The organism is Silvimonas iriomotensis, from assembly GCF_014645535.1.
In the GTDB taxonomy this organism is placed as follows: Bacteria; Pseudomonadota; Gammaproteobacteria; order Burkholderiales; family Chitinibacteraceae; genus Silvimonas; species Silvimonas iriomotensis.
Map to the genome: position 1 here is coordinate 116,003 of NZ_BMLX01000004.1, position 26,857 is coordinate 142,859.

Here is a 26,857-nt window from a genome sequence, read left to right on the forward strand (position 1 = left end):
GTGCCATGTCCTCCCAAACCATACGCTTTGGCGTGATCGGAACCGGCGGGATTGCCCGTCGTTTTGCCGAAGGCCTCAAACTCGTGCCTGATGCCGCTCTGGCTCAGGTCTGGAATCACACCGCAGACAAAGCCGCTGCCTTTGCCAAAGAATTTGGCGCGACGGCCGCAGCGTCGCTCGAATCCTTGCTGGCCAGCGATATCGATGCCGTTTACATCGCTACACCGCACAACAGCCACGCCCAGTACTGTCTGGCCGCGCTTAGTGCCGGCAAAGCGGTGCTCTGTGAAAAGCCCGCCGCGATCAGTCTGGGTGAACTGGAGGCCGTGCTGGCGCAAGCCGCGGTCAGTGACAAGCTGTTCATGGAAGCCATGAAGCCGCCGTTCTACCCGCTGTACCGCAAGCTGCGCGAGACCCTGCAAAAAGACCCGATCGGCCAGATCCGCTTTACCCGCGCAGGTTTCGCAATTCCGGAAGCCCAGTCGGGCGGCCGTTTGTATGATCCGCAACTGGCAGGTGGCGGTTTGCTGGATATCGGCGTGTATGGCGTATTCCTGGCTGTGGACTGGCTGGGCGCCGCCGATAACGTGCAGGTGCAGGGCAGGGTTGAAGGCGGCGTGGATACCTTTGCCGCCATCAACAGCCGCCATCGTGACGGTTTCTCGCAGGTATATTGCGGCCTGGGCGTTGGTGGCTCGGGCGACGCCATGATCGGCGCCACCGGCGGCCATATTGTGATTCACGAAAAATGGTGGCACCCGGAGCGCGCCACGATTGTGTACGCCGATGGCCGCAAGGTAGAACTGTACGAGCCGGCCGAAGGCGGTGGTCTGAACTACGAAGCCGCGCACTTTTGCGAGCTGCTGCGCGAGGGCAAGCGCCAGAGCCCGATCCTGTCGCACGAGACCTCACGCGCCATGATCCGCTTGCTGGATCACGCGCGGGCAGAACTGGGTGTCGTATACCCGTTCGAGCGCGGGCTTATCGGTTCAATCTGACCCAGTCGCGCCAGGGGCCGAACAGGGCGGGGGTGCGCGCAGCAATGGCTGAGCGCGCCATCACCCGGTCGGCCCAGTAGTCATCCAGATTCAGTGTCGCCAGCTGGCAGCCGGCTTCCTGGGCGATCAGCGCGCCAGCCGCGTAATCCCACAGTTTTTGCGAGCCGTGCAGCATGATGTCGACGCGACCGGCAGCCAGAAAGCACCAGTCAATGGTCGAGGCGCCAAAGTTGCGCAGGCTGGAGAACGGCGCGACGGTGACCACGCGGTTGGGCAACCGGCCGGTCAGATGCTTGGTTTCGACAATCGCCACGCCATCGCCGGTTTTGATATCCGGCGCAATCAGCGGCAGCGGCTCGCCGTTGCACCACGCGCCCTGGCCTGCGGCCGCGTAATAACACTCATCAAGCACTGGCAGATACACCACGCCCAGCGCCGACCGGCCCTGCCGCATCAAGGCAATGGAAATGGCGAAATACGGCAAGCCATGCACGAAGTTGGTGGTGCCATCGATAGGGTCGACAATCCACAGGCCGTCCGGGTTGTTTTCCAGCAACGCCAGTTGCTCTGCGTGGGTCATCTCTTCGCCCAGCACCGGGCAATTGATGATTTCCGGCAGGCCTTTGACCAGGGCGGCCTGACTGGCCAGGTCTGCTTCGGTAAACGTGCTGCCGTCGTGTTTGCGCCCGCTGGCGACTTTCAGAAAGCGGGGCATGACTTCGCGCGCGGCGACGTCGCGGGCAAGGTCACAGATGCGGGTCAGTAGTTCCAGGTCAGACACAGGGCACTCCGGCTTGGTGGCTCAGTGCTCGATTGTATGCGAGCTCTGCAAAATGTACTGTCGGAATTTGCCGCACCGCAATACTGGTTTTCCAGCCGGGCTGCGTTTTGTCATGGCCAATGCTGACGACGCCCAATAAAAAACGACCTGCCGGAGCAGGTCGTTTGTGGTTTCAAACCGGTAAACCGGCTTAGTACGGCCACTTCCAGTCGCGCACTTCCGGCATGTCGTCGCCATACTCATTGATGTAATGCTTGTGTTCAATGAGCTTGTCTTCAAACTTCTGACGCACATGGGCGCCCTTGACGGCGAGTTCCGGCACGCGGTCGATCACGTCAATCGCCAGCGAGTAGCGGTCAACCTGGTTCATCACCACCATGTCGAACGGGGTGGAGGTGGTGCCGTTTTCGACATAACCACGCACGTGCAGGTTGTCGTGACCGTTGCGGCGATAGGTGATGCGGTGGATCAGCCACGGGTAGCCGTGGAAGGCGAACACGATCGGCTTGTCGGTCGTGAAGACCGAATCGAACTCGTGATCATCCAGACCGTGCGGGTGTTCCACCTTCGGTTGCAGGGTCATCAGGTCAACCACGTTCACAAAGCGGATCTTCAGATCCGGGAAGTGCTGACGCAGCAGATCGGTCGCGGCCAGTGCTTCCATGGTCGGCACGTCGCCGGCGCAAGCCACGACCACATCAGGTTCAGCGCCCTGGTCGTTGGATGCCCAGTCCCAGATGCCGACGCCCTTGGTGCAATGCTTGATGGCCTGATCCATGGTCAGGTACTGCAGCGCCGGTTGCTTGCCGGCAACCACCACGTTCACATAATGACGCGAACGCAGGCAGTGGTCGGTCACCGACAGCAGCGTGTTGGCATCGGCCGGCAGGTACACCCGGATCACTTCAGACTTCTTGTTCACCACGTGATCCAGGAAGCCCGGATCCTGGTGCGAGAAGCCGTTGTGATCCTGCCGCCACACGTGGCTGGTCAGCAGGTAGTTCAGCGACGGCACCTGCTTGCGCCAGTGGATGTCACGCGTGGTTTTCAGCCACTTGGCGTGCTGGTTGAACATGGAATCAATGACGTGGATGAAGGCTTCGTAGCAGCTGAAGAAGCCGTGACGGCCTGTCAGCAGGTAGCCTTCCAACCAGCCCTGGCAAGTGTGCTCGGACAGGATTTCCATCACGCGGCCGTTTTGCGCCAGGAAGTCGTTGTCCGCATCTTCCGGCTTGTAATCGGCCTGCCATTGCTTGCCGGTCACATCGTAGACGTCTTGCCAGCGATTGGATGCGGTTTCATCCGGGCCGAAGATACGGAAGTTCTTCGCGTCCAGGTTGTCCTTCATCACATCGCGCAGGAACTTGCCCATGACGCGGGTTGCTTCGGCATTGATGGTGCCCGGCTTTTTGACTTCGACTGCATATTTGCGGAAGTCCGGCATTTTCAGATCACGCGTGACCTGACCATGCACATGCGGGTTGGCGCCCATGCGCAGTTCACCCTTGGGGGCGAGTTCCTGCAGTTCGGCCTTGAGCGCGCCGTCATCGGTGAACAGCTCTTTGGGCTTGTAGCTCTTGAGCCAGTCTTCCAGGTTTTTCACGTGTTCCGGCGTCATGTCGGAGAACGGCACCTGGTGGCTGCGCCAGTAGTCTTCCACTTTCTTGCCGTCAATTTCAACCGGGCCAGTCCAGCCCTTGGGGCTGCGCAGGATGATCATCGGCCACTTCGGACGGGTCAGCGGCTTGCCGGCTTTTTGTTCCTTGAGCGCGTTCTTGCGGATTGCGTCCAGCTCGTCGAGCACGGTATCGAGCGTCGCGGCAAAGCGCTGGTGCATATCGGCGTAGTCATGGACATCCTTGCCCACTTCTACAAAGTGCGGCTTGTAGCCGTAGCCTTCGAACAGCTTTTGCAGCTCGTCATGCGGAATGCGCGAGAGCAGCGTCGGGTTGGCAATCTTGTAGCCGTTCAAATGCAGGATCGGCAGCACAAAACCGTCGTCAATCGGGTGCAGGTACTTGTTGGAGTGCCAGCTGGTTGCCAGCGGGCCGGTTTCGGCTTCGCCATCGCCTACCACGCAGGCCACGACCAGGTTCGGATTATCGAATGCCGCGCCAAACGCGTGAGAAACCGAATAACCCAGCTCGCCGCCTTCATGCATGGAGCCCGGGGTTTCCGGTGCCACGTGCGACGGAATGCCGCCCGGGAAAGAGAACTGCTTGAACAGACGCTGCATGCCATCTGCGGTCTGGCCAATGCTTGGATAAACCTCGCCGTAGGTGCCTTCCAGCCAGGTATTGGCGACCAGACCCGGGCCACCATGGCCAGGACCGGCAATATAGGCCACAGACAGGCTGCGTTCCTTGATGACGCGGTTCAAATGCACGTAAACAAAGTTCAGACCTGGTGTCGTCCCCCAGTGACCCAGCAGACGCGGCTTGACGTGCTCGCGCTTGAGGGGTTTTTTCAGGAGGGGGTTATCGAGCAAGTAAATCTGGCCAACTGACAGATAATTGGCTGCGCGCCAGTAGGCGTGCATCTTGTCGATGAGGTCCTTGGGAAGAGCTTTTTGAGCCACGGTTCACCTCGTTCTGGTTGTGATTGCAAAACTGGTCAGGCAGCTTGTCTTTGTGAAGCAAAGCATTTGCCGGGTTACGATCAGTTTATGCCGTTTACATGAACGGCTTCTGACCTGGATCAACGCGCCAGGCTGAACTTTTGCTCACTGTGACAAAGTTACTGGGTAACCTTAGAACAAACTCTGAGACATAGAGAGAAAGTTACCGGATAGGTTCAACGGGTAAATTCAGGGAAGAAAAGAAAGTACCGTGAAAATTATCATGGCATATTTTGAGAAATATGCCTGGCAGGCGGGGCAAGGGGCAGAACGGATCACGCGCCGGGCGCGGCGTGATCCGCCAGATCAGAAGTGGAAAAAGATCAGGGTGACCAGCAGGAACAACGGCAACAAAATGGCACCTGACCAAAGCATGTAACCAAAGAAGCCGGGCATCTTCACTTTGCCTTGCTCGGCAATGGCCTTGACCATGAAGTTGGGCGCATTGCCGATATAGGTATTGGCACCCATGAAAACCGCACCCATGGAGATCGCCAGCAGGGTCGATGCCAACGGGCCCATCATGTGCGCCGCATCGCCATGCGCTAGGTTGAAGAACACCAGGTAGGTCGGCGCGTTATCCAGAAAGCTCGACAGCAAGCCCGTCATCCAGAAATACATGCCGTTGACGGGTTCCCCCATCTCGTTACTGACCAGACTGACAAGGCCGGACAGGTGGCCTTCAGGCCCGGCGCGCAAAATGGCAATGGCCGGGGCGATGGTAATGAAGATGGCCGCAAACAGCTTGGCGACTTCCAGGATCGGAAACCAGTTGAACTCGTTGCCGGCGCGAATCTGCTTTGGCGTCAGCCACAATGAAAGCAGCCCCAGCATCAGCAACAGCGCGTCGCGCACCAGGCTTTGCAGATCAACCGCTGTACCGTAAATGTCGATCTGCACGCCGCTGTTCCACAGCCCGGACATCAGCACCGCACCCACAACGCCGGCGATCAGCAGCATGTTCCAGGTGCCGTAGAGTTTGACCGGCTGCGGTTTTTCTGTGGCGACCGGGGCGGGGTCACGTTTCCAGAAATGGCGATCCAGGAAATAGAACAAGGTGAGCAAAACAGCCGCGCAAAACGCCACGGACGGCAGCATGTGCTGCACCGTCCACATGAACGTCACGCCCTGCAAAAAGCCCAGGAACAGGGGTGGATCACCCAGCGGCGTCAGCCCGCCACCAATATTGGCCACCAGGAAGATAAAGAACACCACCACATGAACATTGTGCTGGCGGTGCGCATTGGCCTTGAGCAAAGGCCGGATCAGCAGCATGGCCGCACCCGTGGTGCCCATGACAGACGCCAGCAGTGTGCCCAGTGCCAGCAAACCGGTATTGAGCGCAGGCGAGCCACGCAGCGTGCCCCAGACCAGAATGCCGCCAGAGATCGTATACAGCGCAAACAGCAGCAAGATGAACGGGATGTACTCGCCCACCAGTGCATGTACGACGTTATGCAGGGCGGCATCCACGCCAAAGACGGCGGCAAACGGCAGCAGGAACAAGGCAATCCAGAAAGCCGCAATCTTGCCGAAATGGTCATGCCACAAATGCGGCGCCACCAGCGGGAACACGGCAATCGACAACAACATGCCGGCAAACGGAATGGTCCATGCCAGCGACAGGCTGGCCCCCGCAGGCTCTGCGCCAAAGGCGAGTGCGGGCAACATCATCAACAGTGGCACAAGGCGTTTGCAAAGAAGTGGCATGAGCAATCAGTAATCAATATGCATGACAAAGCCGGGCAGGCCGCCCGGCTCGCAAATCCAGTGACCCTCAGGTCTTTTTCTGGATGAACTCGATCTTGTAACCCTGGCTACACATAATTTCTACCCATATGGACAATTAATTTTATTTAAAATCAATAGCTTTGCTATAACTCGTCGAGTCCACATGGACAGGAATTTATGGACAATTTTACCAGGCACCGATATTGGGCTTGGAAACCCAAGGTTCAGCTGGAGGGAGAGCCTCGCCACCTTGCAGAAGTTCAATTGAAATTCCATCAGGGGATCTCACGAACGCCATTCGGCCGTCTCGCGGGGGGCGCAAGATTGTCACGCCGAGGCTTTCCAGCTTTGCACAGGTCGCATAGATGTCATTCACTTCGTAGGCGAGGTGGCCGAAGTTGCGACCCCCGGTGTAGGTTTCTGGGTCCCAGTTGTAAGTCAACTCAACTTGCGCTTCTTCATCCCCTGGCGCCGCTAGGTAAACAAGCGTGAATCTTCCTTTTTCATACTCTTTGCGACTAATTTCCAAGAGACCCAAGGCATCGCGGTAGAAAAATAAAGAGGCTTCCAGGTCCGTTACACGAACCATTGTGTGTAAGTACTTCATAACTATTTTCCCGTGGAGTTTTTGTCGGTCAATGTTCTGTGACGAGCCAGGCCCATCTGCTGTGAACCTGCTCGAGTATTCATGCAATTTCAGAGTATTCAATAGACTGGAGGAATTTTTCGCCAACTCGCCAGTGAGATCAACCGGTTTTTACCTCAATCTATCTGCCACTGATGTGCATTAAAGGCAAGTTCCGCAGAGAGGCGGATTCTGACTGAAGAACACGTCGCACCTTGTCATACTCAAGGGAGAGCGCATAGTCTTCATCGACATTCCCATCCGTTATCTTCATAACCCGTACTACACCTTCTTTTTCCTCCAAAGCAGCTTCGATGACCTGCTGCAGGTGAGTTTCTGCTTGCAGTACGGCATCTTTGATAACGGACCGCATTGAGGCCTGAATATCACTTAAGCACTCTACGTATTGGCGCACACTTCTTCTCAGATCCACCTGATCATCCATTTCGTCCAGTACCTCTGCCTTGAATTTCCCATCTTCGGCCAACGACTGACGTGTCGTCTGAATGATGGTCCTTTGTTCCATTACTTCTTCATTCTTCACTCGAACCCACTCTACGGTTTTTGTCGTCAAGTGAATGGCGCTCCCATTGTGTTGGACGTGATTTCGGAGCGCTTCCATGAAGCGGTAGGCAAAGTGGCTGTCGTATTGTTCAGTCCTGAAGTGTTTAAGTAAACGGGCTGCTTCTTTTGGGTCGGCAAGGGCTGGCTGAATATCGCGATGGGCTTGGTCAAGATAGAGACGAGCCGTAGACAGGAAGTTAGCCAGAGCCAGATTTAGCCGTACCTTGATTTCATGAAAACTTGCGTACTCGTTCTTTTCGAAGAGAACCGAATCTAGTGTGCAGTCAAACAGCTCGCGCTCGAAGGTTGCATAGTTGCGGATGAGGTACTGATACTTTGTTTCGAGTCCAAGTGCCCCTCGCAAAATGGTCATATCCCCGAGCAAAGTCTGGTATTCCTCTTCACTCAGCAATCGATGGGTCATGCCCCTAGGTTCTGACTTGAGCCCGTCTAGGTAGTATTTTGTCTCCATATTTCTCCTGAATCCAAGTTCCGATGCGGCTTCCACATTGGAACAATGATCAGGGAGATGTTATGGCAAGCGCAATGAAAGCCGACTGTTGATTTGCACCCAAACCTGACCCGCCGGGGGTGCGGACAAAAACCTGGACTACCTGGAGGGGAGTTCATGTATTCGTACGAAGACCGGTTACGAGCAGTCCAGCTCTACCTGAAGTTGGGCAAGCGCATCAACGCAACCATCCGCACACTGGGTTATCCAACAAAAAATGCACTCAAGGCCTGGTATCGCGAATATCAACAGGGCCGGGATCTGCCGACGGGCTATGTGCGTTTGCAGTCAAAATATTCCGCCGACCAGAAGCAGGTGGCGGTCGATCATTACCTGAGCCATGGCTGCTGTGCTGCCGCCACCTTGAGGGCGTTAGGCTATCCTGGCCGTGCGACGCTGGTTGCCTGGATTGAAGAACGATGTCCTGACATCGGCAAACGCCCTGTCGGGCGGGTCGCGGGCAGCGTTCCGAAATCCCGGGAGGTCCGGCAGACGGCCGTCATTGCATTGTGCACCCGAGAAGAAAGTGCGAGCCGGGTTGCTCAAAAGGCAGGCGTGAGCAGGCCGATGCTCTACAACTGGAAGAACCAGTTACTCGGTCGGGAGGATCCCGCATCCATGAAACGCCAGAAGACACCCGTATCGGAGACTGAACGTACGGCACTGGAACAACAGGTCGAATTCCTTCGACGCAACCTCCGTCAACTACAGCTTGAACACGACATCCTGAAGAAGGCGAATGAGCTGATAAAAAAAGAAACGGGCGTCACCCTGCTGCGCTTGGGCAACCGGGAGAAGACGATACTGGTTGACGCCCTGAAACAGACTTACGCGCTCCCTGAGTTGTTGGCCGCATCAGGGCTGGCCCGCAGTTCGTACTTCTATCACCGGGCGTGTCAGTGGCTCCCGGACAAATATGCAGCGGTGCGTGATGCCATGACCAGTATCTTCCATGGCAACTACCGCAGCTATGGCTACCGGCGCATGCACGCCGTCCTGCGCCAGGGTCATGCCCGTCTCTCTGAAAAAGTGGTGCGTCGCCTGATGCAGGAGGAGCAGCTTGTCGTTCACCGGACGCGTCGCCGCGGTTACAGTTCTTACTGCGGAGAGATTGGCCATGCGCCGGAGAATCTGCTGGCCAGGCAGTTCCATGCCCGGTCACCGAACGAGAAGTGGCTGACGGACATCACTGAATTCCCGCTGCCGTCGGGCAAGGTGTATCTCTCGCCCGTGATCGATTGTTTTGATGGCAAAGTAGTCAGCTGGTCCATCGGCACCCGGCCGGATGCGCAACTGGCGAACAGTATGCTGGATCGTGCCATCAGTACGCTGGCCACTGGCGATCAGCCGTTGATTCACAGTGACCGGGGTGGGCATTACCGATGGCCAGGCTGGGTGCAACGGATCCAGTCGGCCGGTCTCGTCCGTTCGATGTCCCGCAAGGCCTGTTCCCCCGACAATGCAGCCTGCGAAGGCTTCTTCGGACGGTTGAAAAACGAGATGTTCCATGGCCGCAACTGGACCGGTATCACTGTGGAATGGTTCATGCAGGAGCTGGACATCTACATCCGCTGGTACAACGAGCGCCGTATCAAGCTGTCACTGGGCGGCCTGAGCCCGGTGGCCTACCGGCAGTCCCTGGGGATTGCAACGTAAACCAGTCCAGGAAAACGTCCGCACCCCCGCCTGATGCAGTAATTTGCACCGAAAACTGACCCACGTAGAACACTGTCCCGCGAGGTAGCGAGCGGGAGCCGGGCCTTCTTCCTGCGTGCCTAGAGGCTACAGCAACACTCGCGATAAACAGCGGACGCTATTGGTTGCAGTGCCGCCCAACGCCGCTGACAAGCAAACGGGCACTTTGGCCGATGACCTGCCTACTGTTGTTTGTGGCTGGCGGCAAATCGGCCGAAGCAGACTTGCACCCCTTTCGCCGGCATGTCCGCTTCTAACCGCTGAACAGCCCCCTGAAAACCTGACGTGCCTGGCACGGCGGGGCAACTGGACTGCCCCGGCTCCTGTAGCCAATCCCGCCCTCTGCCCGGCCGCAAGGGGGTCACGCGCAGACGGGCCGGCTTAACGCTTGCCGGCCGCCTCTTCTCGTCGGCGCTTGGCCTCTTCCAGCAGGTAGACCTGGTAATCGTCCAGATCGCCCGCGAAATCGCTGACCCCGCCACGCGACACCATCCAGAATTCGTCGCACACCGCGCGCAGCAACGCCCGGTCGTGGCTGACCAGCATCACCGAGCCTTCGAACTCGTTCAGCGCCACGCTCAGCGCCTCGCGGGTGGCAAGGTCCAGATGGTTGGTCGGTTCATCCAGCAGTAGCAGGTTCGGCCGCTGCCACACGATCATGCACAGCACCAGCCGCGCCTTCTCGCCGCCGCTCATGCTGCCGACCGCCTGCTTCACCATGTCGCCGCTGAAGTTGAAGGTGCCGAGGAAATTGCGCAACCCCTGCTCGCGGCAATCGTTGGCCGACGGCCGCATCGCCGCCGGGGTGTCGCGCACCAGACGGAACATGTGCTGCAGCGGATCGTCGTCCGGCCGCAGCACGTCCAGCTCCTGCTGCGAGAAGTAGCCGATATTGAGCCCCTTGCCACGAATGATCTCGCCACCGACCGCCTGCAGCGCCTCGGCCACGGTTTTCACCAGCGTCGACTTGCCCTGGCCGTTGGCACCGAGAATGCCGATACGCTGCCCGGCCAGCACGGTGCGGTTCACGTTGCGCACGATCACCGTCGGCGGCGTGTCTTGCGGCGCGCCCTCCGGCGCCGGATAGCCGAACACCGCGCCGGTCATCGACAACATCGAGTTCGGCAGGCTCTGCGGCTCTTTGAATTCGAACTGGAATTCGGCATCGGCCAGCACCGGCGCGATCTTCTCCATCCGCTCCAGCGCCTTGACCCGGCTCTGCGCCTGCTTCGCCTTGCTGGCCTTGGCCTTGAAGCGATCGATAAACTTTTGCAGGTGCGCCATCTTTTCCTGCTGTTTGGCCAGTGCCGCTTGCTGCAGGACCAGCTGTTCGGCACGCATGTCCTCGAACTTGCTGTAATTGCCGCCGTAGCGCACCAGCTTGGCATTGTCGACGTGCAGCGTCACGTTGGTGACGGCATCGAGGAATTCGCGGTCATGGCTGATTACCACCATGGTGCCGGCGTATTGCTTCAACCACGCTTCCAGCCATACCAGCGCGTCCAGATCCAGGTGGTTGGTTGGCTCGTCCAGCAGCAGCAGGTCGGACGGACACATCAGCGCACGCGCCAGTTGCAGCCGCATGCGCCAGCCGCCGGAAAAGCTGTTCACCGGCTGCTGCAGCTCGGCAACGCTGAAACCCAACCCGAGAATCAGCGCCTGCGCCCGTGCCGGCGCGTCGTGGGCGCCGGCATCGTTGAGTGCGGTATAGGCGTGCGCCATGCGCATGTAGTCTTCGCCGGCCTCGGCCTCGGTCACCTCCTGCTGCGCGGCGAGCAGGGTGGTATCGCCTTCGACCACAAACTCGGTCGCCGTCTGCGCTGTTTCCGGCATGTCCTGTGCCACCTGCGACATGCGCCACTGCGACGGGATCGACACATCGCCTCCGTCTTCGTGCAGCGAGCCGTTCAGCACCGCGAACAGCGAGGATTTGCCGGCGCCGTTGCGGCCGACCAGGCCGACTTTCTCGCCGGGATTGAGCGTCACCGACGCGTTGTCGAGCAGGACTTTGGTGCCGCGGCGCAAGGCCACGTTTTTCAGAATGATCATGGGAAGCGCCGTGCGGCAGCAGAAAACAGGTTACGCCGCGACCGGCGACAAGGCGGGAAGACGACAGAAAAGTGGCCAACGTTGGCCGCATCATGGCAATGGAGCAGCGCCGCCACATGCTGCAAAGCAATAAAAACGGCACGGCGCAGATGGTAACACGCCCCTACGCGCTCCGAAGGGGAAGAAAGTTGACGTTCGGTGCCGGCAACAGAGAAATGGCCGGTATGTGGCTCTGAGCAGACTTTCAGGACAAATGGGCTAACAGACCGCTTCGGCCGAACAGCCGCTGAATCCTGTCGGTTCGGATGAGCAGCAGCCCGCCGTCTGTGTGCGAACCAAATAATTGGACTCCTCTCAACCACCAAGGAGTCCGGCATGGAAACCATCTGTAAGCGAGAAGCCTGGAACAAGGGCAAGCTCGTGGGCCAGAAACCACCTCTCAGGTTGAAAGATATCTGGACGATTCGTATCTACCTTCAAAACACCCATGCTGTCCGCGACCTCGCCATGTTCAATTTGGCAATCGATAGCAAGTTGCGGGGGTGCGATCTCGTCAGTCTGCGCGTCCGCGATATCGCCCACGGGAGTCAAGTCCTTCCCCGAGCCATTGTCATTCAGAGAAAGACGCAAAGACCCGTACAGTTTGAAATGACTGAACCTACAAGAATGGCTGTCTCTGCCTGGTTGGACAAAACCAAACTGCGGGGAGATCAATATCTCTTTCCGAGCCGCCCAGCACCGGCGTTCCATATTTCAACACGGCAGTATGCGCGTATCGTGCATCACTGGGCTGACGCTGCCGGCCTTGACTCGTCGGTCTACGGGACACACTCGATGCGACGAACAAAAGCAACGCTGATCTACAAACGAACGAAAAACCTGCGTGCTATTCAACTGTTGCTTGGTCATTCCAAACTGGAAAGCACGGTCCGATACCTCGGTATCGAGGTGGATGATGCTCTGGAGATATCGGAGCAGACAGAAATATAGCTTCTAGCACCCGCTGCTCGACAATGTCGGGCAGCGGTAAAGTTTCGGCCAAAGCGGTCGGTGGGTGTTCCGTATGTGATCGGCAGCTTCCTGACTGCACCAGCCGGTCCATGGCCGTGGCGCCGGTCTAAAGGATTGAGAGTCCAATTCTGCTACTCAACTCCGGGGTGACGTTGGGTGTAACAGACGAGGTGAACCAGAAGATATTCAAGATGCTGGATTTTGAAGAGGTCACACTCTAACTCCCGGTCGATCTGGTCGATAAAAAAGCCCCGGCGCTGAGTGCGCAGGGGCTTTTTTTCTGGAGTGCCGACTATTTGGCTTCGCGCTCAAACTCGGGCAACTTCCACGTGCCAGACAAGACTTCTTCCTTGGGCTGGTAGATGCGCAGAATGGCGTAGAAACCGCCCTTGGGTGCGGGCAACCAGTTGGTGCCGTCGGTAGGTTTGTCGGCTGAGACGGTGACGGTAAAACCACCATCTGCGTCTTTCTTGATGCCCGGGGTGTCGCTACCAAACTTGTACCGGCTGATGGGATTCTCGATCAGCATTTTGGTCGTGGCATCGTAAATGGTCAGCGACCAGAAGGCGTTGTTGGGCGGCTCACCCGAGAACTTCACCTTATAGGCGTTGTTGCCATCCAGCGGCTGGTTCTGGCTGTCGGTATAACGCAGCGGGTACACCGCTTCTTTCTCGCCATTCCCACCCAGGTACGGGCCGGCCACCACCGCCCGGAATGGATAGTTGTACCCGAAATTGTCCATGCCCTTGTTGAAGCTCCAGCCCTGGCGGGACTCGGATATCTGCGTGACCGAGGCCACGGCAATGTACGGGGCATCTTCAACGGCGCGCATCAAGCCTTTCTTTTGCGCGTCGTTGAGTTTGCTCGGGTCAAAGCCCTTGTCGGTCAAGCCAATGCGCTCAAATTGCCCGTAGAGCGCTTTGTCATCCGGGCGCACCGGGTTGTCTTTCAGCACGGCAGCCAGTTGGGTGTAGAAACCCAGCGGATCGTCACCGATATCCGGCAGCGGTGTCAGCGAGGCGGCCGGGGCTTTCCAGTCTTTCTTGCCCAGCGCGGACAGCGGACGCAGATCAAACTGGTCTTGCAGGGCGTGCAACTTGCTCATGTCCTCGCCCGGCGAAACGCGCATGCGGCCCCACAGCCAGACCTTGCTGGTTTTGATATCCAGCCGTTTCACGCCAGCGGGCAGTTTGCCTTTCCAGCCCGGACCCACCAGCGCAAAGCGGCCGGCTTTGGTGCCGGTGGTGCGGCGGCCGATATAGTGTTCCAGCTCTTGCCACATGTTGAAGGTATCGACCACGTAGTAGCGGTCGTGGGTATCGGGCACCGACAACACATACGGGCCGTGCGACAGATCAACCACCGCGCTCAGGTAGGCGGTGTCGTTGTTGGCGGTCGGCATGTCCAGCGCCTTGGGCGTGGCCAGTTCACGCGCCCAGCCGATCTGGTTCATCGGGGCGCGGTAGCTGGTGGCCGGCTTGGGATCGGGTACGTCGATGTACTCGCGCATGACGCGTTCCATACGCACCAGCGGGTAGCCCCAGATATAGGCCGACAAGCCCTGTTCGTAGGCATCGTATTCCATGCCTTTGGCGACGTTTTCCGGCGTGCCGGCGGTTTTCAGTATTGGATCGGGCCAGTCTTTGGCTTGGGCAAGCGGGCTAGCCGCCAGGCTTGCGGCAATCATGGCCATGACCAACAACGATTGACGAGCTTTAAACAATTGATCTCTCCTTGCGGGTTGGTGTGGTGACGCTTCTCGATCAGCGTGCCTGAGCGTCGATCCAGGGGGATATGCGGAGCCTGCGCCGGGTGAGCAACACATGGCTGGCTCCCATCAGCATAGCCAGGCAAATGACGAGTGCAATCAACAGCCCTGGTGACAGCGAATAACCTTCTTTACTTGGGGAACAGCAGGGTCACGACCGCTCGCAGCCCCCAGCCATGCGCCCCGGAATCCGGCGAGGCGGCCCAGTAACGCACGCCGCCGCCCAGACTGACCGGCTGGTTGCCGAACTTCACGAGTTTGCTGACCATGCCATTGATGGGTACCGACCACTGCCGGTGGGTCCAGTCATAGGTGGATTCGGTGTTCAGGGTGTAGGTCCAGGCATCCTTGGTGGTGTAGGCCAGGAAGGGCTGCAAGAATGTCGAGTTCACCTCGGGACGGTCGCTTTGTCCGGCAAAAGACCAGATATGGTTGGCCAGCGCGCCGTAGGTCCAGCCGTGGTTTTGCCAGAGCAGAACGGCGGTAGGGCCAGCGCCCCATTTCTCGGCACCCAGCAGTTTGTTGGTGTCGGTGGGCAACAGCAGCACTGGGCCAACGCCCCAGATCAGGCCACTTTCAGTGGGCTTTTGCGGCGACAGGAAAAAGCTTTGCACCACGTCGCCAATCCCGCTTTGTGAGCCCGCACCCGGTGCGACATCACTTTGCGAGACCACTGGCACAATGGTGCGCGAAATCAGGTTCCATTCATCATTCAGATGAAACGGAATCACCGGCTGGAAGTTCAGTAGATATTTGTCGCCATCTCGCGACGGGCCGATGTCATCGTCGTAGTTGAACTGAAAGGGCACGCTGATCAAAGCCGCCACCGGGTTGCTCAGCTTCTGCGCGAGGTCTGAGTCACTGTCAGACCAGGCTTGGGCAGAAGATAGAGCCAGTACCATGCCGCTCAGGGCAGGCAAGACAAGTTGAATGCGTGTACGCATCGGTCTCTCCAGATTTTGACAGGGAAGGTGTGCGCAAAACCAGCGACACGACCTGGACTACCGCGTGGGCGGTCCAGGGTGTCCGGTCAGGCAAAGGCAGGGTGGCCTGCATTCGTGGCGGACCACTCAAGAGGTAAAACCGCAGAGCGCTTTACTACTGGAACAACCGCAAAGACTCAGCTCACCAGTTCAAAGTCCGGCATCTTGAAGATTTTCTGATTCATTTCATCCGTGGCCCCGTAAAAACGGAACGCAGGCAAAGGACGTTTGCCGCTGGTGGGAATCCAGTTTGCTTCCAGCCCGGCCGGTGCTTTGGGGCCGACGTAGAGCGTCACGCTGCCATCGCTATTCTTTTTCATCTTGTTCATGTCGTAGGTCGAGAGCGTCGTACGGTTGGACTCGCTGTAGATGAATGAGAACGTGGCGCGGTCGTATACCGTTAAAGCCCAGAACTGCTTGACTGGCATTTGTGCAGGGACGTCGATCTTGTACAGCTTGCCGGCCTCCAGCAGTTTGCCGTTCTTGTCGGCCATGGCCATCATGTATTGATTGGCCGGGGTGTCGGTTTCGACCTTGGGCATATAGGTGCACCAGAAATACTCGGCGGCACGTTCTGTCACATCAATGCGATCTTCATAGGTGAAGGTGAAGGTCTTGTTGGTGTCGGTCTGCATCAGCGACACGTAGTGCCGATCCGGCCAGAACACGCGCTTGACCATTTCGGTATCAAACCACCACTGCAGATAGAACCAGACATCAATGGCTGCCTGCCGCATCGCCCGTTTGGCGGTGTCGTCCGGCGAGAACGGCTTGCCTTTCTCGATCCCCAGCGAGGTCAGCATGCCCATCATGACTTTGTCTTGTTCCTTGACCGGCTCCACTGACATGATCTCGTGCATGTCCTGGAAATGGCGCTCGTCGTAGAACGGCAGCGTCGGGTAACGCATGTCGATCGGATCAAGAAACCGTTGTTTGGGCGGGTTGGCCGCATCAGACAGGTAATACATGCGCAGGCGTTGCGCATATTGGTATGCATCTGCTGCCGTCTTGCCGGCGGCTGGCACGGAGCGGAACGCAAAGGCAACCCGGTAATTGGGCGATGGCACATGGATATAGCCAGCGGGCACATCGCCTTTGAAGTCGGGCGGGGTAAACAGGATCTTGCCGCCTTTACCCTTGTCCAGACCGGACGGCCCTACATCGGCAATCGTGTATTGCCAGGCATCCACCACCTGTCCGTACAGGCTGCCATCGGGCCCGGCTGCGGGTAGTTCGAGCACAACCGGGCCTTTGCGCAAGTCTGTAAATGCGGAGATATACGGCGTCACGCTGTTGGCGGTGATGGCCTCCAGCTTCGGGGTTGCGGGTCGCGAATAGGTAATGATGTCGTTGTCTTTGAGGCCCAGTTCATCGATTGCCGCACGGCGAAAACTGTAAATGGCAATTGCAGGCATGTTCCACAGAATGGCTTCAAAGGCGCGGTGATATTTGACCTCATAATCGAAATCCTTGATCGAGGTTTTGGCACCCGCAGGCGGCTGACCACCTAATGGCTCGCCCTTGGCACCCGCTGCGCCCGTCAGTTTGACGGGTTCGGTATCAGCCAGCGCTTCGCTGGTAGAAAGGGTCACTGTGCTTGCTACTGCCGTTGCTGCACTTGCCAGCAAAAAATTGCGTCTATCCACTTCGTTCTCCCCGGTCGATCCATTGCAAAAAACAAGCGCCTCGACTGATGCGAGGTCTCCAAAGGCAATGAATTATCTTAGGCAGACATGCCAATTTGTGCCTGGGAGCCAAGAGGGCAGATGAGGATTATTCGACCACGCAGACAAGCCAGGGCCGATGGGCAACGGGACGATTGGTGTGGCAGCAATGGGTGGGGGAGCAGACGTTGAGGAACTGAAGTCGCCATGTCTGCTTCGGCCGATTTGCCGCCAGCCCCAACCCACTGTGGGTAGCTAGTCGGCCAAAGCAGCCATCACAATACCAATATGGAATGGCTGCTCTTGGTCACATACCCGCGTTTTATTTGAGCGCGTTTGAGATCATCGCCGCCAAAACCGCCGTTTGATGGCCGATCAAACTGCTGAGCTGATGTTGATCATCAAACAAGGCTCCCTTGGCTGCGCCTGCATCGGAATCCGCCAGCACAAAGGCCAGGCCTTCCGGCAAACCACCTTCCAGTAACGCAGCGCGAAACTCGGCTTCTGGTAGATTGACGTAGGGAATTTCCTTGCCGGCCTGCGAACTCAATGCAGCTGCGAAATCGGTCAGTGTGTATGCCGTATCACCAGCCAGTTCGTAGACCTTTCCGCTTTGATCTTCCAGTGTCAGCACGATGGCCGCTGCTTCGGCGTAGTCTGCACGAGCAGCAGAGGCAATCTTGCCTTCCCCGGCGGAGCCTATGTACGCACCATGCTGAAGTGCCACCGGAATGCTGGCGAGATAGTTTTCGGTATACCAGCCATTGCGCAGCATCACATAAGGCACGCCCGATGCCTTGAGATACGCCTCGGTTTCGCGGTGCTCACCCGCCAGGAACAGTGGCGATGTATCCAGGTGCAGCAGGCTGGTATAGGCCAGCAATGCGACGCCAGCCCGTTTGGCGGCGTCAATCACGTTCTGGTGCTGGGCAACACGCTGGCCGACTTCGCTGGAAGAAATCAGCAGTAATCTGGTTGCACCCGCGAATGCAGCATCCAGTGAGGCAGGGTCAGAATAATCTGCCTGACGGACCTGAATGCCCTGCGCGGCAAGATCCGCTGCCCGTTCAGGTTGGCGTACGGCTGCGATGATTTGTGAAGCGGGAACATGCTTGAGTAGTGATGCAATCACGAGGCGGCCAAGCTGGCCGGTTGTGCCGGTAACGACAAACATAATGAAGACTCCTGGTCGAAATTGGTGAGCGACCAGACTATCGCTTATACTAACTAAATGTAAGTACGCACCTGGAAGTAAGTGATGCATAACCAAGACCAGTTTGAGTCAGAAACCAAGCCCAGCCTTGTTGAACAGCTGATTCAGGGCAACCTGCTGGATGAAAATTGTCCTTCGCGGGAAGTGCTCAAACACGTGACGAGCCGTTGGGGCGTTTTAATCCTGGTGGTCCTGCTCAGAGACACTCATCGTTTCAGCGACTTGAGACGCAAGATCGGCGGCGTGAGTGAAAAGATGCTGGCGCAGACACTCCAGTGGCTGGAGCAGGATGGCTTCGTGCTTCGCGTGGCCTACCCGGTTATTCCGCCCCATGTGGAATATTCTTTGACGCCGCTGGGTCAGGAAGTCGCCAGACATGTGCAGACCCTGGCTGACTGGATCGAATTCAAGTTGCCGGAAATTCAGGCGGGCAAGCAACCGGCCTGATGCAGCATCAAAAACGCTTCAGCCTCGTACTGGTGGCTCCGGCGGAGACGCACTCTGCAAAGACGGAGCCAGTGGCAGATTCAATGCTTCACAAAGCTGTCGGATTGAACTCACGGAGCCCTGTATTTCAAGCAGGGTCCGTTCCAGAAGCTGGCCAGTAAAGCTGCACTCATCGATCGCAAGCTGCGCTTTTTTCAACAGATGCTCAGCTTGCCTGAGCACCCGGGTGGTCGAAGCCGGCATGCCGGGCTCGGCAGACTTCAGGATCGCATCAAGATCTGCCAGCGTCGCGTTGAGATTGTCCCAGATCGTTTTATTGCGTTGATGCTCCACATGCAGTTCCTTGGTGGCCCAGAAATGCCTCAACACCAGGATGCCGATCGACACGACGAGCAAGACCACAATCCAGACCATTGCAATGCTCCTCAGCGGGTCGAGCAAGAACCAGGCATCCGGGATTTCGAGAAAGTACGGTTCACTCACGAGGCGTGTTCGTATGCCATCGCGGCACAGTGGTCTCCGTGGATGCACGTCACCACCGGCGCCTGTTTTCCCGACAACAACGTGTCTACAAGCTGGGCCAGTCTGGTGACGGTATCGCGCCAGTCGTCCGAGAGGCCGTGCTCTTCGAAACTGGCGGCGCTGAGCAATACGCCATCCCGTTTGAGTGTCAGAGACGCGCTGGCCAGCGATGGCGGAGTGAGCGCGGTATTGCCCTGCTGTGCCGGATGCAGAATCGCCGCATAGGTCAACTCGGCGCAGCCGTGGGGCGCGGTGCCGCGCATATAGACCCGGCTCACCAGGCCGTAGTCATCCAGCAGTTGCTGCAAGGCGGGTACAAAATCCGGAATGGACACGTCTTCATTCCAGCTGATACAGACCTCTTTCAAGGGCAGGTGGGGCTGCACCTCTCTGGATGCCGGGTGTCGCCCCGGCATCGAGCTGGTGAGTGCTGCGAGGCTGTCGGTCGCGGAGTTATACAAGTGGGTCAGCCCATCCGGAGTCACGAGTCCACCACAAGCGCTGGTCATGCATGACATGGCCAATAGCGCGAGATATCGCAAGGTAGTGTTGAGTCGGTGGTATCGCGGGTGACGGCACATACTCGGCATGGATTGACCTGCAGACGGTTCGACAGCGCAATCACTGCAGCCAGATTTAGAGCCCAATCTGGCTGCGCTCCCGGCTTAGAAGTTGTAGTTGGTGAAGACGCCGTAGGTCATCTGGTTCTTCTTTTCTACAATCGGGCTGTCGCCGACATCGCCAGGCAGGCGAGTTGCACCGATGCGGGCACCCAGGGTCCAGTTTTTGTCCAGCTGGTACATCGCCCCGACCGAGAACCGGATTGCCGCGAGGCCAGCGCCCGGCGTGTATTCAGCCAGTCCGGAACGGGCGCTGTCTTCGGCGGTCACGCCGTAGAAGGTCTGGTTGTTCTTGCTGCTACCCCAGGTCACGCCGGGACCAGCAGACAGGGTGAGCTGTTCAGTTACCTGGTATCTGCCCAGTGCATCCAGGGTCGCGGTCGTGCCCTGACCCTTGCCGCCGACATCCTGCGTGGCGGAACCCACCACCGAAAGCCAGTCGAGGTTATAGCTCGCAAAGAAAGTCGCATGCGCCGTGCGTTCAACATCGGGCAGGCCCGTCAGGCGCGCATCATCGGATGACTTGCGGGGTTTGACCAGGTCAGCGGAGAGCGCAACGCCAACGCGAAAGGTCTTGTCCCGATACAGATAGGCCCCAATGCCAAACGGAACGTTGGCGTCGGGCACAGTGCCGAAAAAGTATCTGTCGTAGCGGACACCAATCAGGGGTGCGGGGACCACATGATTATCACTGGAGCCGGAGTATTTCGGGGCAACGAAAGCACCAAAACCCAGAGAGTAATGCAGGCCGTCATCAGGCAAGTCCTGAGGGGTTGCTGCCGTTGCAGCGACAGGGGCGCTACCTGTTGCTGCCTGTACCGCAGCGGTCGCCAGCAGCATCGCAAAAGGTGCGAGCCATCCGTTGCGCAAACCAGTTTTCTGAATAGCCATGTTCTCTCCCAAAGAGTTTTGATAGCCCCGAGCGCTGGCAGGGTCGGAGACTGACAAGGGTGAATACGTGATGGAGTGTACGGAAAAATATTTAAATTGGAAACCGTCTGGACGGTTTTTATAATGTATCGGAAATCTGACTGGGAACCTGGCGAAATCGTTGAAAAATGCGCCGTCAGAGCAACCCCGATTAGGCCCCGGCAAGCCGCATCAGTTATGCTTGCACTCTTCTAGTGAAGTCATCTCAAGGACTGATTTTGGCGACGAGGCAGGAGCGCTCAGAGCAAACCCGACGGGCGATTGTCAAAGCCGCGCTTACCGTTCTGGGGCGTGATGGCGCGGCAAGACTGACGTTCGGTTCGGTTGCCCGGGAAGCCGGTCTCAGCAAGGGGGCAGTCACGCGCCATTTCCCTTCCCGGAAAGACCTGTTGCAAGGCATCCTGGCATTCCGCGCGGAAACCTTCCGTTCGTTCCGCAATGACTTTGCTGCCACGCAGTCGCCAGATGAGACTCAGCCCTTTACCGTGCGGCAAATCGCGACGATGCGGGAAATGGTGGAGAACTCCCGCTCTCCGGCGCGTGCGGTCTTTTCAGCATTAATGGAGACCCCTGAAGCCATGCAGGAAATGGGCAAGCGCATTGCGTCCAGTCTGGCTAAAACGCAGGCTGAAACGACCGACGCTGAACTGGCCCATCTGCGCTGGGCGGCCGGTTGGGGGGTTGGGTTGTTGAGCGTCTTTGGACTCTCCCCCTTCTCCGAAGCGGAACGCGGCCAGTTGTTCGACAAACTCAGCGACAACGAACTCTGGCGCCGGCTGGAAAAACCGGTTGAACCGAACCAGTAATTTCAGAGCACATTCTTCTTCACAGCCAACGCAATCACACCATCACCATGGATAACGCCACCCGTTCAGAGCAGTCACGACTGAAAGCCATCAAAGCGGCCCTCGCCATTTTGACGCGCGACGGTGTAGGTGCGCTCACCTTTGACGCCTTGGCCAGCGAAAGCGGCCTGAGCAAGGGTGGATTACTCCATCAATTTTCGACGAAGGAAGAGTTGCTCGGCGCACTGCTGGATTACCGCCAGCAATTCATCAAGGAAACGGTATATAGCCAGGCTGCCGAAGTCTCTGACCAAGAACCTGTCCTTCATGGCCATCTCTCCGCATTGAAAGGGTTATCTGGCGGTGAAACCAAGCCGGTGAATTTATCCTTTCTGGCCGCCCTGGTGCAGGCACCGGAGCTGCTTCAGCAAGTTCTTGATGACCATGCCGAAGCCTTGACTCAAATCCGGTCTGAGGCAACAGATGCCGACGTGGCTTCGTTGCGCTGGCTGGCAGCTTCCGGATTGATGTTCATGGACTTGCTTGGCTGGGTTCCGCTGCCGGATGAGCAAGGCAATACGTTATTCGAGCGGCTCAACGACACGTCGGCTTGGACGCTCTAAAAGCCTGCTTTGCGCGGCGAATCGGGCCGGTATTTGTAGCCACTACGAGGTCTGCTTCGCTCCCCATACCAGCCGATTCCACGGGAGGCTGCAAACGGCGGCTTTGGCCGAAAAGCTGACAGCAACCTGGAGAGACGCCCCTGGTCAGAACCAGATCCCAGCCTCTGGAAGAATCGCTCCAGCTTCCAAAACCTGCAATAACCTTAAATAGCTCAAATCGAAACTCACCGCGCGGCGAACCAGAATCCACATCCCGAAGATCGCAACCATCGGCGCGACAAAAAGAAAAGCCCCTGCCAGGCAGGGCTCTTTCTTTACTTGTCGATTAGCGCATGTGCGGGGGCCGGGAGTTGCAATCCGGTCATAGATGCGGGAGCAGCGACCACAGAGTTAAACGATGTGCTGGGGGTGTCTGCCAAAGAGAGGTCACGGCGCACCACAGGCAGGCAGTGCCCTGGATATTTCGTTGTCGTAGCACTGCCCGGTATATCGATAACCTTTCTTCAGCATGCATCGCTGCCAGTTATCAAACAGCCTGGAATACGCTGCCCTGTCGTCCTCCCGCGGTTGCTGCTCTTTTTGTATCCGGTCCTGGCTGAACGCAATGCCATCAGGATATGGCACTGTTTCGAGAAGGTCTGAACCGCAGGTTCGGGAGTCCATCCGTCTGCTTTCTGGAGTTACATCCGCCTTGGCCCACTGCAGCAAATAGGGGCGCGCATTGATCAATGCCTCGACATCTTTGCCCGTCGCGATGAAGCATCCGCCGGGACAGCACCCGGCGAGCAAAATACCAAGAACACACATGCAGCAGAAACAGATCAGCTTCATTATTTCGGCTCCTCCCACACTGGGATCAATTGGTAACGAGCTAAAAAGTGGGCGTCAAAATCAGAAAGCTGCATGCTTGCCGACTCCAGACTGAACGAGTTGTCGTAGGTGGCAACACTCAGCACCATCTGACCAAAGAAAAGCAGGAAGCCAACATCAACAAGGCTACGGCGGATGACCTCGTTGGTAAGAGTCGCTGAACCGCAGGTAAGACAGGCCACCACTGAGCGCATAGCTCGTTCTGTGCAAACACCAACTTTAGAGCACCCGCCCAAAAACGTTTCTTGATAGGCCATCAAGCCTTTGCGAAAGGCATTGAGCACATCTTGTCTGGACTGTGTTGAGATTGCCCACCCTTCAGTAAAGAGATTGTGCCGAAGCCATAGGGCATAGGGCCCGTAAACGGGTTCGTCAGAGTCAGCAACGTCTTTTAAAAACTTCAAACCCTCCGCCAGCGGCTGCTCATCTTGATAAAGATGACAGAAATGCCCGGGATCAATTGCAAGAATCCGCTTCGCGTGAACGCTACCCCTTCCGTAGTACTCAGACATGGCGATTTCCATGTGATTGTATTGCACGGTGATACTCGAGATGCCGACAAGCCCCGAGTTTGTCCCGTATACAGCCAATGAGCGCCTAAGTTGTGTCGATGCTGTCGGCCATGGATTCCCAACCTTGTAAAGTGGATCCTCATGCCAGGCACGAAAAGGATCAATAGATTCAAGCTCTTCAATGTCCTCTTCTCGAATGACCGGACAAAGTAAATTGAAGCATTCGCTATCTCGTTTTGCCCGTAAAACTCCCGGATTAATATTGGTTCCACGATCTTTATTAGGGTGGCCATTTCTACACGCCCAAACCATTGAAGGGAAAAGAAACCAGCGATCTTCTGGAATTGTTATACCCGAAGGGTTGTAGCGGTAAATCAGTTCCGAAATTTCCTGAGCATATCTAATAGCTCGCATACCAATTGGTGAGGTGACCCATGAAACTAACTCAATCGGCTCTCCCTTTTCACGCTTCTTGGCAGGTATTCCATCAATAAGGCAAAATATATTTGCGCCATTTCTTTCTGTTCTTGCACAATTGTAATTGAGATAAGAAATTTCGCTGCCTCTGGCGCCCGAGAATATATGTAAAATAGCTTTGCACATCAATTGGATGTCGGAGGCTATTTTTCTTAGTCCACCAATAACTTCTCGGATATTCTTGTCGCGGAAGTAGAGCCTAAGTTCATTGCTCATCATGTCTTCAAGCTCAGGTGTTGGGTAGTATGTAATTCCCATATCGTGAGCGATTGTTCTTTGGCTTGTTTTATTGCGGCCATACACAGGATTGCTGAGCGCATTTTTAAGGTGCTCTATAAATTCAGCACGGATCCCATCGTAACGATCAAATTCTTGAACTAGATCAGATATCAATAATAAATAAATGCGTGCAGGAACGGGAGGGGTTTGTTGTTCAGATTTCCATGATGCAATATATTGAACTATCCTCTTTTCAAATTTAGTTTCAAAAACAGCAAAGCCTGTTGACGTTTCTCCGAATTCACGTAGCAGACGAATGAAATTAAGGAGTGCAGACGCAATATAGTTGTGCTTTTTAAAAAGATCTTCGACTAAAGTGTGGTTTTTCAAAATATCAGATGGCAGACAGCCTGATTCGAAAGATTCTAACGCAAGCAATCTAATATAGAGGCTAAACTTTAGGATGACATCGATAGAGCGGCGATCTTTTTGAGATTTGAAATATATATAAATTAATTTTTTTGATTGAGTGATAATATTTTTTTGAAAAGTATCTTGGTTTTTTTTATCCCAGTAATCGAATTTTATAACGGTGTGTTTTTTTCGTCTGTGAAGTTCGGTCAAATTCCAGGAAATATCGTTATATCTGACCGCTACGCCCGAGTTGAGGTTTTCGTACACGATTGGATTGCTTTCTTCTAAATTGTCAAATCGTTCGAGGAGAAAGTCCCTTTTTTTTAATTCTGCATTCCATGATCGTGTCATGCTGGGCGCCCCCACAATCCAATTAGTCTCTCAAGTGAGCCTGACCGGTATGGGTCTAGCATTCCTCGGTCGTCGACCTCAAGTTGAATTTCATTGATTAGCTGTTTATTTTCTGGAGAAATATCTCCAATTGCGTTCACGACTTCTTTAATTCTGGAAATGATCCTGTCGAAATAATCCGCAAGTTCTTCTGAAGATCTATTCCAACTTTTAGTCGTATTGATGACATAGAGACAACTCAGTAATTTTCGAACATCCTTTTCATCTGGGATTACGACGTAATTGCGACAAAATAAACAGCCTTCTGGTTGAGTACAATTAGGCGAGATAGGTGCGCTCTTTGAAATTTCCTCAGGGAGTTGAGAGCCGGAACATTCTCCGATCGCGATATCTCTGGCATTATCCAATTTTGCACGATTTGATACGATCACGATTTGCCCGAAAAAATCTGTGAGCTCACCGGCAACTTGTGTTCGGGAAGGCCTTCCGTATTTTCGCTTCAGAGTCCTTTCGTCATTCTGCAGCAGTCTGGAAACCAAATACGAATCAAAATGATCAACACCCCAGACCGACTTAAGTCGACGCCAATCACGGTAGGTAATGTTCTTCAATTCGGAACTTAAAAATTTGAGTGATTTGAAATACGAGGAATGTGAGATTATTTTGTTACAGTGATAATGACCATGTTTTTTTCGACCAGATTGAAAAAAAAGATAGTTGCAAGATTCATGAGGTTGGAAGAAGCTTCTAATTTCTAAATATTTTTTAAAAATAGGCAATATTTGTGTCGCCAAAACAAAGTGTACTTCTTTTCTATTGGCTCGATATTTTATGCTTTTGAAGCGGGCCGGCCCATTGGTTACCTTGTATTCACCAATCCACGGTAGTTCGAATACGTTCGCTGGATTCATTGCAGTTACGGCAATAAAAATGTCCAGAAACGCCCAAATTGCTATCTGAGCGAAATGCATTCTTGTGCGGTGACGAGGGTCGGAATTGGCTTCGTCTAAATCCTTTTGGGTGGATTTGACGAGTTTTCTTGCTTCTGATTTGAATCTAAAGAGATGTGCAATTTCATCAACAGTTCGGATTCTATATTCCTCTTTGCAGTAAACATTGTCTGCAAATGTGCTTTCACGGTTATGCCATTTCAAAACAGGGTGTTGAGGAATTATGCATATTTTTTGGGGTGCTCCGGATTCTTCGATCTGGATGTTCAGAGCGTGTGGAAATGGTTTGAAATTTATCAAAAAATCATACAATTCATTAAATAGCGATACCGAAGTTCTAAGTCGATCTCCAAACTGCGAGAGCGCATATTTTAGTTCAACAGGCCTTTCTGATGTAGACTCGGTGGATAGCAATTCCAATTTTCCGCGGAAATCTTCCTCTTCCCAAATAAACTCCAACGGATTCAAACATTCAAATTGTAAGCCTCTGCCATAGACAGCAGAAATTTCTCCTGCGACAATTCTTTTTTTAACAAATTGGAAGTACTTTTCTGCAGCAAGCAATGCGTCGTCAGATGAAACCAAAGGATTTGGAAAACTATTTCTATCAGTCCAGTGACAAAAAGTGATGAAACTGTGTGCTTCACTTCTGATGGTATACTCTCGCTTTCCAGCCTTCTTTTGTTGATAAATATAGTTTGCATATCTTTCAACAGCCGCTATACGGCGAATGTCGAGAGATTCGTGCATTACCATTGCAGCTAATGCATTTCTCGATCGATAAGTGGGCGCAACGTCTGCAAAGCAAATTCTGCCGACGTCTAGCTTTTGACGAATTTCTGGAAAGACGATTACAAGATCTTTGATGGCATCGAGACCAATAGGTGGCACTTCACCTATGGTCATTAAATTTGGAGTTCGTTTACA

General features: G+C 55.5%; 22 protein-coding genes. 6 read left to right on the plus strand and 16 right to left on the minus strand.

Annotated features, from left to right (window positions below):
* Positions 1–5: 5 nt before the first annotated feature.
* Positions 6–998, plus strand: coding sequence for a Gfo/Idh/MocA family protein (locus IEX57_RS15040; protein WP_188705175.1), 993 nt, complete (start codon positions 6–8; stop codon positions 996–998).
* On the opposite strand, the gene IEX57_RS15045 is transcribed toward IEX57_RS15040, so the two are convergent.
* From IEX57_RS15045 to IEX57_RS15065, 5 genes are all read right to left on the minus strand, one after another.
* Complete coding sequence (locus tag IEX57_RS15045) at positions 982–1,779, minus strand: inositol monophosphatase family protein (protein ID WP_505965936.1); 798 nt, start codon at positions 1,777–1,779, stop codon at positions 982–984. The two genes, IEX57_RS15040 and IEX57_RS15045, sit on opposite strands and share 17 nt — an antisense overlap.
* 190 nt (positions 1,780–1,969) lie before the next feature.
* Positions 1,970–4,357, minus strand: coding sequence for a phosphoketolase family protein (locus IEX57_RS15050; RefSeq protein WP_229709044.1), 2,388 nt, complete (start codon positions 4,355–4,357; stop codon positions 1,970–1,972).
* A gap of 345 nt (positions 4,358–4,702) precedes the next feature.
* Positions 4,703–6,106 (minus strand): sodium:proton antiporter, encoded by a 1,404-nt coding sequence (locus IEX57_RS15055; protein ID WP_188705176.1) that lies wholly within the window; start codon positions 6,104–6,106, stop codon positions 4,703–4,705.
* 208 nt (positions 6,107–6,314) lie between these two features.
* The gene (locus IEX57_RS15060) at positions 6,315–6,734 is read right to left on the minus strand and encodes a VOC family protein (RefSeq protein ID WP_188705177.1); all 420 of its coding nucleotides are present in this window, start codon (positions 6,732–6,734) and stop codon (positions 6,315–6,317) included.
* Positions 6,735–6,894: 160 nt separating this feature from the next.
* Positions 6,895–7,740: a hypothetical protein gene (locus IEX57_RS15065; protein WP_188705178.1), complete on the minus strand. Its 846-nt coding sequence runs from the start codon at positions 7,738–7,740 to the stop codon at positions 6,895–6,897.
* A 204-nt stretch (positions 7,741–7,944) separates the two neighbouring features.
* Here IEX57_RS15065 and IEX57_RS15070 point away from each other — a divergent pair, with 204 nt between their 5' ends.
* Positions 7,945–9,483 (plus strand): IS3 family transposase, encoded by a 1,539-nt coding sequence (locus IEX57_RS15070; protein ID WP_188705179.1) that lies wholly within the window; start codon positions 7,945–7,947, stop codon positions 9,481–9,483.
* A 420-nt stretch (positions 9,484–9,903) separates the two neighbouring features.
* Here the strand turns inward: IEX57_RS15070 and IEX57_RS15075 are convergent, their stop codons facing one another.
* The gene (locus IEX57_RS15075) at positions 9,904–11,571 is read right to left on the minus strand and encodes an ABC-F family ATP-binding cassette domain-containing protein (protein ID WP_188705180.1); all 1,668 of its coding nucleotides are present in this window, start codon (positions 11,569–11,571) and stop codon (positions 9,904–9,906) included.
* 375 nt (positions 11,572–11,946) lie between these two features.
* On the opposite strand from IEX57_RS15075, the gene IEX57_RS15080 reads away from it, so the two are divergent.
* Positions 11,947–12,561, plus strand: coding sequence for a tyrosine-type recombinase/integrase (locus tag IEX57_RS15080; protein WP_188692421.1), 615 nt, complete (start codon positions 11,947–11,949; stop codon positions 12,559–12,561).
* A 313-nt stretch (positions 12,562–12,874) separates the two neighbouring features.
* Here IEX57_RS15080 and IEX57_RS15085 read toward each other — a convergent pair whose 3' ends face one another.
* From IEX57_RS15085 to IEX57_RS15100, 4 genes are all read right to left on the minus strand, one after another.
* A complete protein-coding gene (locus IEX57_RS15085) occupies positions 12,875–14,305 on the minus strand; it encodes a DUF1254 domain-containing protein (protein WP_229709045.1) in 1,431 nt (476 codons plus the stop codon).
* A 176-nt stretch (positions 14,306–14,481) separates the two neighbouring features.
* Entirely contained in the window at positions 14,482–15,294 is an 813-nt protein-coding gene (locus IEX57_RS15090; RefSeq protein ID WP_229709046.1) for a transporter family protein, read from the minus strand.
* 176 nt (positions 15,295–15,470) lie between these two features.
* Positions 15,471–16,925, minus strand: coding sequence for a DUF1254 domain-containing protein (locus IEX57_RS15095; RefSeq protein ID WP_229709047.1), 1,455 nt, complete (start codon positions 16,923–16,925; stop codon positions 15,471–15,473).
* A gap of 394 nt (positions 16,926–17,319) precedes the next feature.
* Complete coding sequence (locus IEX57_RS15100; RefSeq protein ID WP_188705182.1) at positions 17,320–18,171, minus strand: SDR family oxidoreductase; 852 nt, start codon at positions 18,169–18,171, stop codon at positions 17,320–17,322.
* 84 nt (positions 18,172–18,255) lie between these two features.
* On the opposite strand from IEX57_RS15100, the gene IEX57_RS15105 reads away from it, so the two are divergent.
* Complete coding sequence (locus IEX57_RS15105) at positions 18,256–18,657, plus strand: winged helix-turn-helix transcriptional regulator (RefSeq protein WP_188705183.1); 402 nt, start codon at positions 18,256–18,258, stop codon at positions 18,655–18,657.
* A gap of 18 nt (positions 18,658–18,675) precedes the next feature.
* On the opposite strand, the gene IEX57_RS15110 is transcribed toward IEX57_RS15105, so the two are convergent.
* The 3 genes from IEX57_RS15110 to IEX57_RS15120 form a co-directional block, all read right to left on the minus strand.
* Positions 18,676–19,140, minus strand: coding sequence for a hypothetical protein (locus IEX57_RS15110; protein WP_188705184.1), 465 nt, complete (start codon positions 19,138–19,140; stop codon positions 18,676–18,678).
* Positions 19,137–19,514, minus strand: a complete 378-nt coding sequence (locus IEX57_RS15115; protein WP_188705185.1) for a hypothetical protein — start codon at positions 19,512–19,514, stop codon at positions 19,137–19,139. Before IEX57_RS15115 ends, IEX57_RS15110 begins: the two co-directional genes overlap by 4 nt.
* A gap of 330 nt (positions 19,515–19,844) precedes the next feature.
* A complete protein-coding gene (locus IEX57_RS15120) occupies positions 19,845–20,690 on the minus strand; it encodes a MipA/OmpV family protein (protein WP_188705186.1) in 846 nt (281 codons plus the stop codon).
* A 233-nt stretch (positions 20,691–20,923) separates the two neighbouring features.
* On the opposite strand from IEX57_RS15120, the gene IEX57_RS15125 reads away from it, so the two are divergent.
* Both IEX57_RS15125 and IEX57_RS15130 read left to right on the plus strand, forming a co-directional pair.
* Positions 20,924–21,535 carry a TetR/AcrR family transcriptional regulator gene (locus tag IEX57_RS15125; protein WP_188705187.1) on the plus strand — a complete coding sequence of 204 codons (612 nt, stop codon included), beginning with the start codon at positions 20,924–20,926 and terminating at the stop codon, positions 21,533–21,535.
* A gap of 47 nt (positions 21,536–21,582) precedes the next feature.
* Positions 21,583–22,137: a TetR/AcrR family transcriptional regulator gene (locus IEX57_RS15130; protein WP_188705188.1), complete on the plus strand. Its 555-nt coding sequence runs from the start codon at positions 21,583–21,585 to the stop codon at positions 22,135–22,137.
* Between the two features lie 426 nt (positions 22,138–22,563).
* On the opposite strand, the gene IEX57_RS15135 is transcribed toward IEX57_RS15130, so the two are convergent.
* The 3 genes from IEX57_RS15135 to IEX57_RS15145 are packed head-to-tail and all read right to left on the minus strand — an operon-like array spanning position 22,564 to position 26,836.
* Positions 22,564–22,968, minus strand: a complete 405-nt coding sequence (locus tag IEX57_RS15135; RefSeq protein ID WP_188705189.1) for a hypothetical protein — start codon at positions 22,966–22,968, stop codon at positions 22,564–22,566.
* Positions 22,968–24,980 (minus strand): hypothetical protein, encoded by a 2,013-nt coding sequence (locus IEX57_RS15140; RefSeq protein ID WP_188705190.1) that lies wholly within the window; start codon positions 24,978–24,980, stop codon positions 22,968–22,970. The genes IEX57_RS15135 and IEX57_RS15140 overlap by 1 nt, the downstream gene beginning before the upstream one ends.
* Complete coding sequence (locus tag IEX57_RS15145; RefSeq protein WP_188705191.1) at positions 24,977–26,836, minus strand: hypothetical protein; 1,860 nt, start codon at positions 26,834–26,836, stop codon at positions 24,977–24,979. The genes IEX57_RS15140 and IEX57_RS15145 overlap by 4 nt, the downstream gene beginning before the upstream one ends.
* Between the last annotated feature and the right edge of the window lie 21 nt (positions 26,837–26,857).

Coding starts and splice junctions, on each gene's coding strand:
- IEX57_RS15040 (WP_188705175.1), top strand. CDS start 6: ATGTCCTCCCAAACCATACGCTTTGGCGTGATCGGAACCGGCGGGATT.
- IEX57_RS15055 (WP_188705176.1), bottom strand. CDS start 6,106: ATGCCACTTCTTTGCAAACGCCTTGTGCCACTGTTGATGATGTTGCCC.
- IEX57_RS15060 (WP_188705177.1), bottom strand. CDS start 6,734: ATGAAGTACTTACACACAATGGTTCGTGTAACGGACCTGGAAGCCTCT.
- IEX57_RS15065 (WP_188705178.1), bottom strand. CDS start 7,740: ATGACCCATCGATTGCTGAGTGAAGAGGAATACCAGACTTTGCTCGGG.
- IEX57_RS15070 (WP_188705179.1), top strand. CDS start 7,945: ATGTATTCGTACGAAGACCGGTTACGAGCAGTCCAGCTCTACCTGAAG.
- IEX57_RS15075 (WP_188705180.1), bottom strand. CDS start 11,571: ATGATCATTCTGAAAAACGTGGCCTTGCGCCGCGGCACCAAAGTCCTG.
- IEX57_RS15080 (WP_188692421.1), top strand. CDS start 11,947: ATGGAAACCATCTGTAAGCGAGAAGCCTGGAACAAGGGCAAGCTCGTG.
- IEX57_RS15090 (WP_229709046.1), bottom strand. CDS start 15,294: ATGCGTACACGCATTCAACTTGTCTTGCCTGCCCTGAGCGGCATGGTA.
- IEX57_RS15100 (WP_188705182.1), bottom strand. CDS start 18,171: ATGTTTGTCGTTACCGGCACAACCGGCCAGCTTGGCCGCCTCGTGATT.
- IEX57_RS15105 (WP_188705183.1), top strand. CDS start 18,256: ATGCATAACCAAGACCAGTTTGAGTCAGAAACCAAGCCCAGCCTTGTT.
- IEX57_RS15120 (WP_188705186.1), bottom strand. CDS start 20,690: ATGGCTATTCAGAAAACTGGTTTGCGCAACGGATGGCTCGCACCTTTT.
- IEX57_RS15130 (WP_188705188.1), top strand. CDS start 21,583: ATGGATAACGCCACCCGTTCAGAGCAGTCACGACTGAAAGCCATCAAA.
- IEX57_RS15135 (WP_188705189.1), bottom strand. CDS start 22,968: ATGAAGCTGATCTGTTTCTGCTGCATGTGTGTTCTTGGTATTTTGCTC.
- IEX57_RS15140 (WP_188705190.1), bottom strand. CDS start 24,980: ATGACACGATCATGGAATGCAGAATTAAAAAAAAGGGACTTTCTCCTC.
- IEX57_RS15145 (WP_188705191.1), bottom strand. CDS start 26,836: ATGACCATAGGTGAAGTGCCACCTATTGGTCTCGATGCCATCAAAGAT.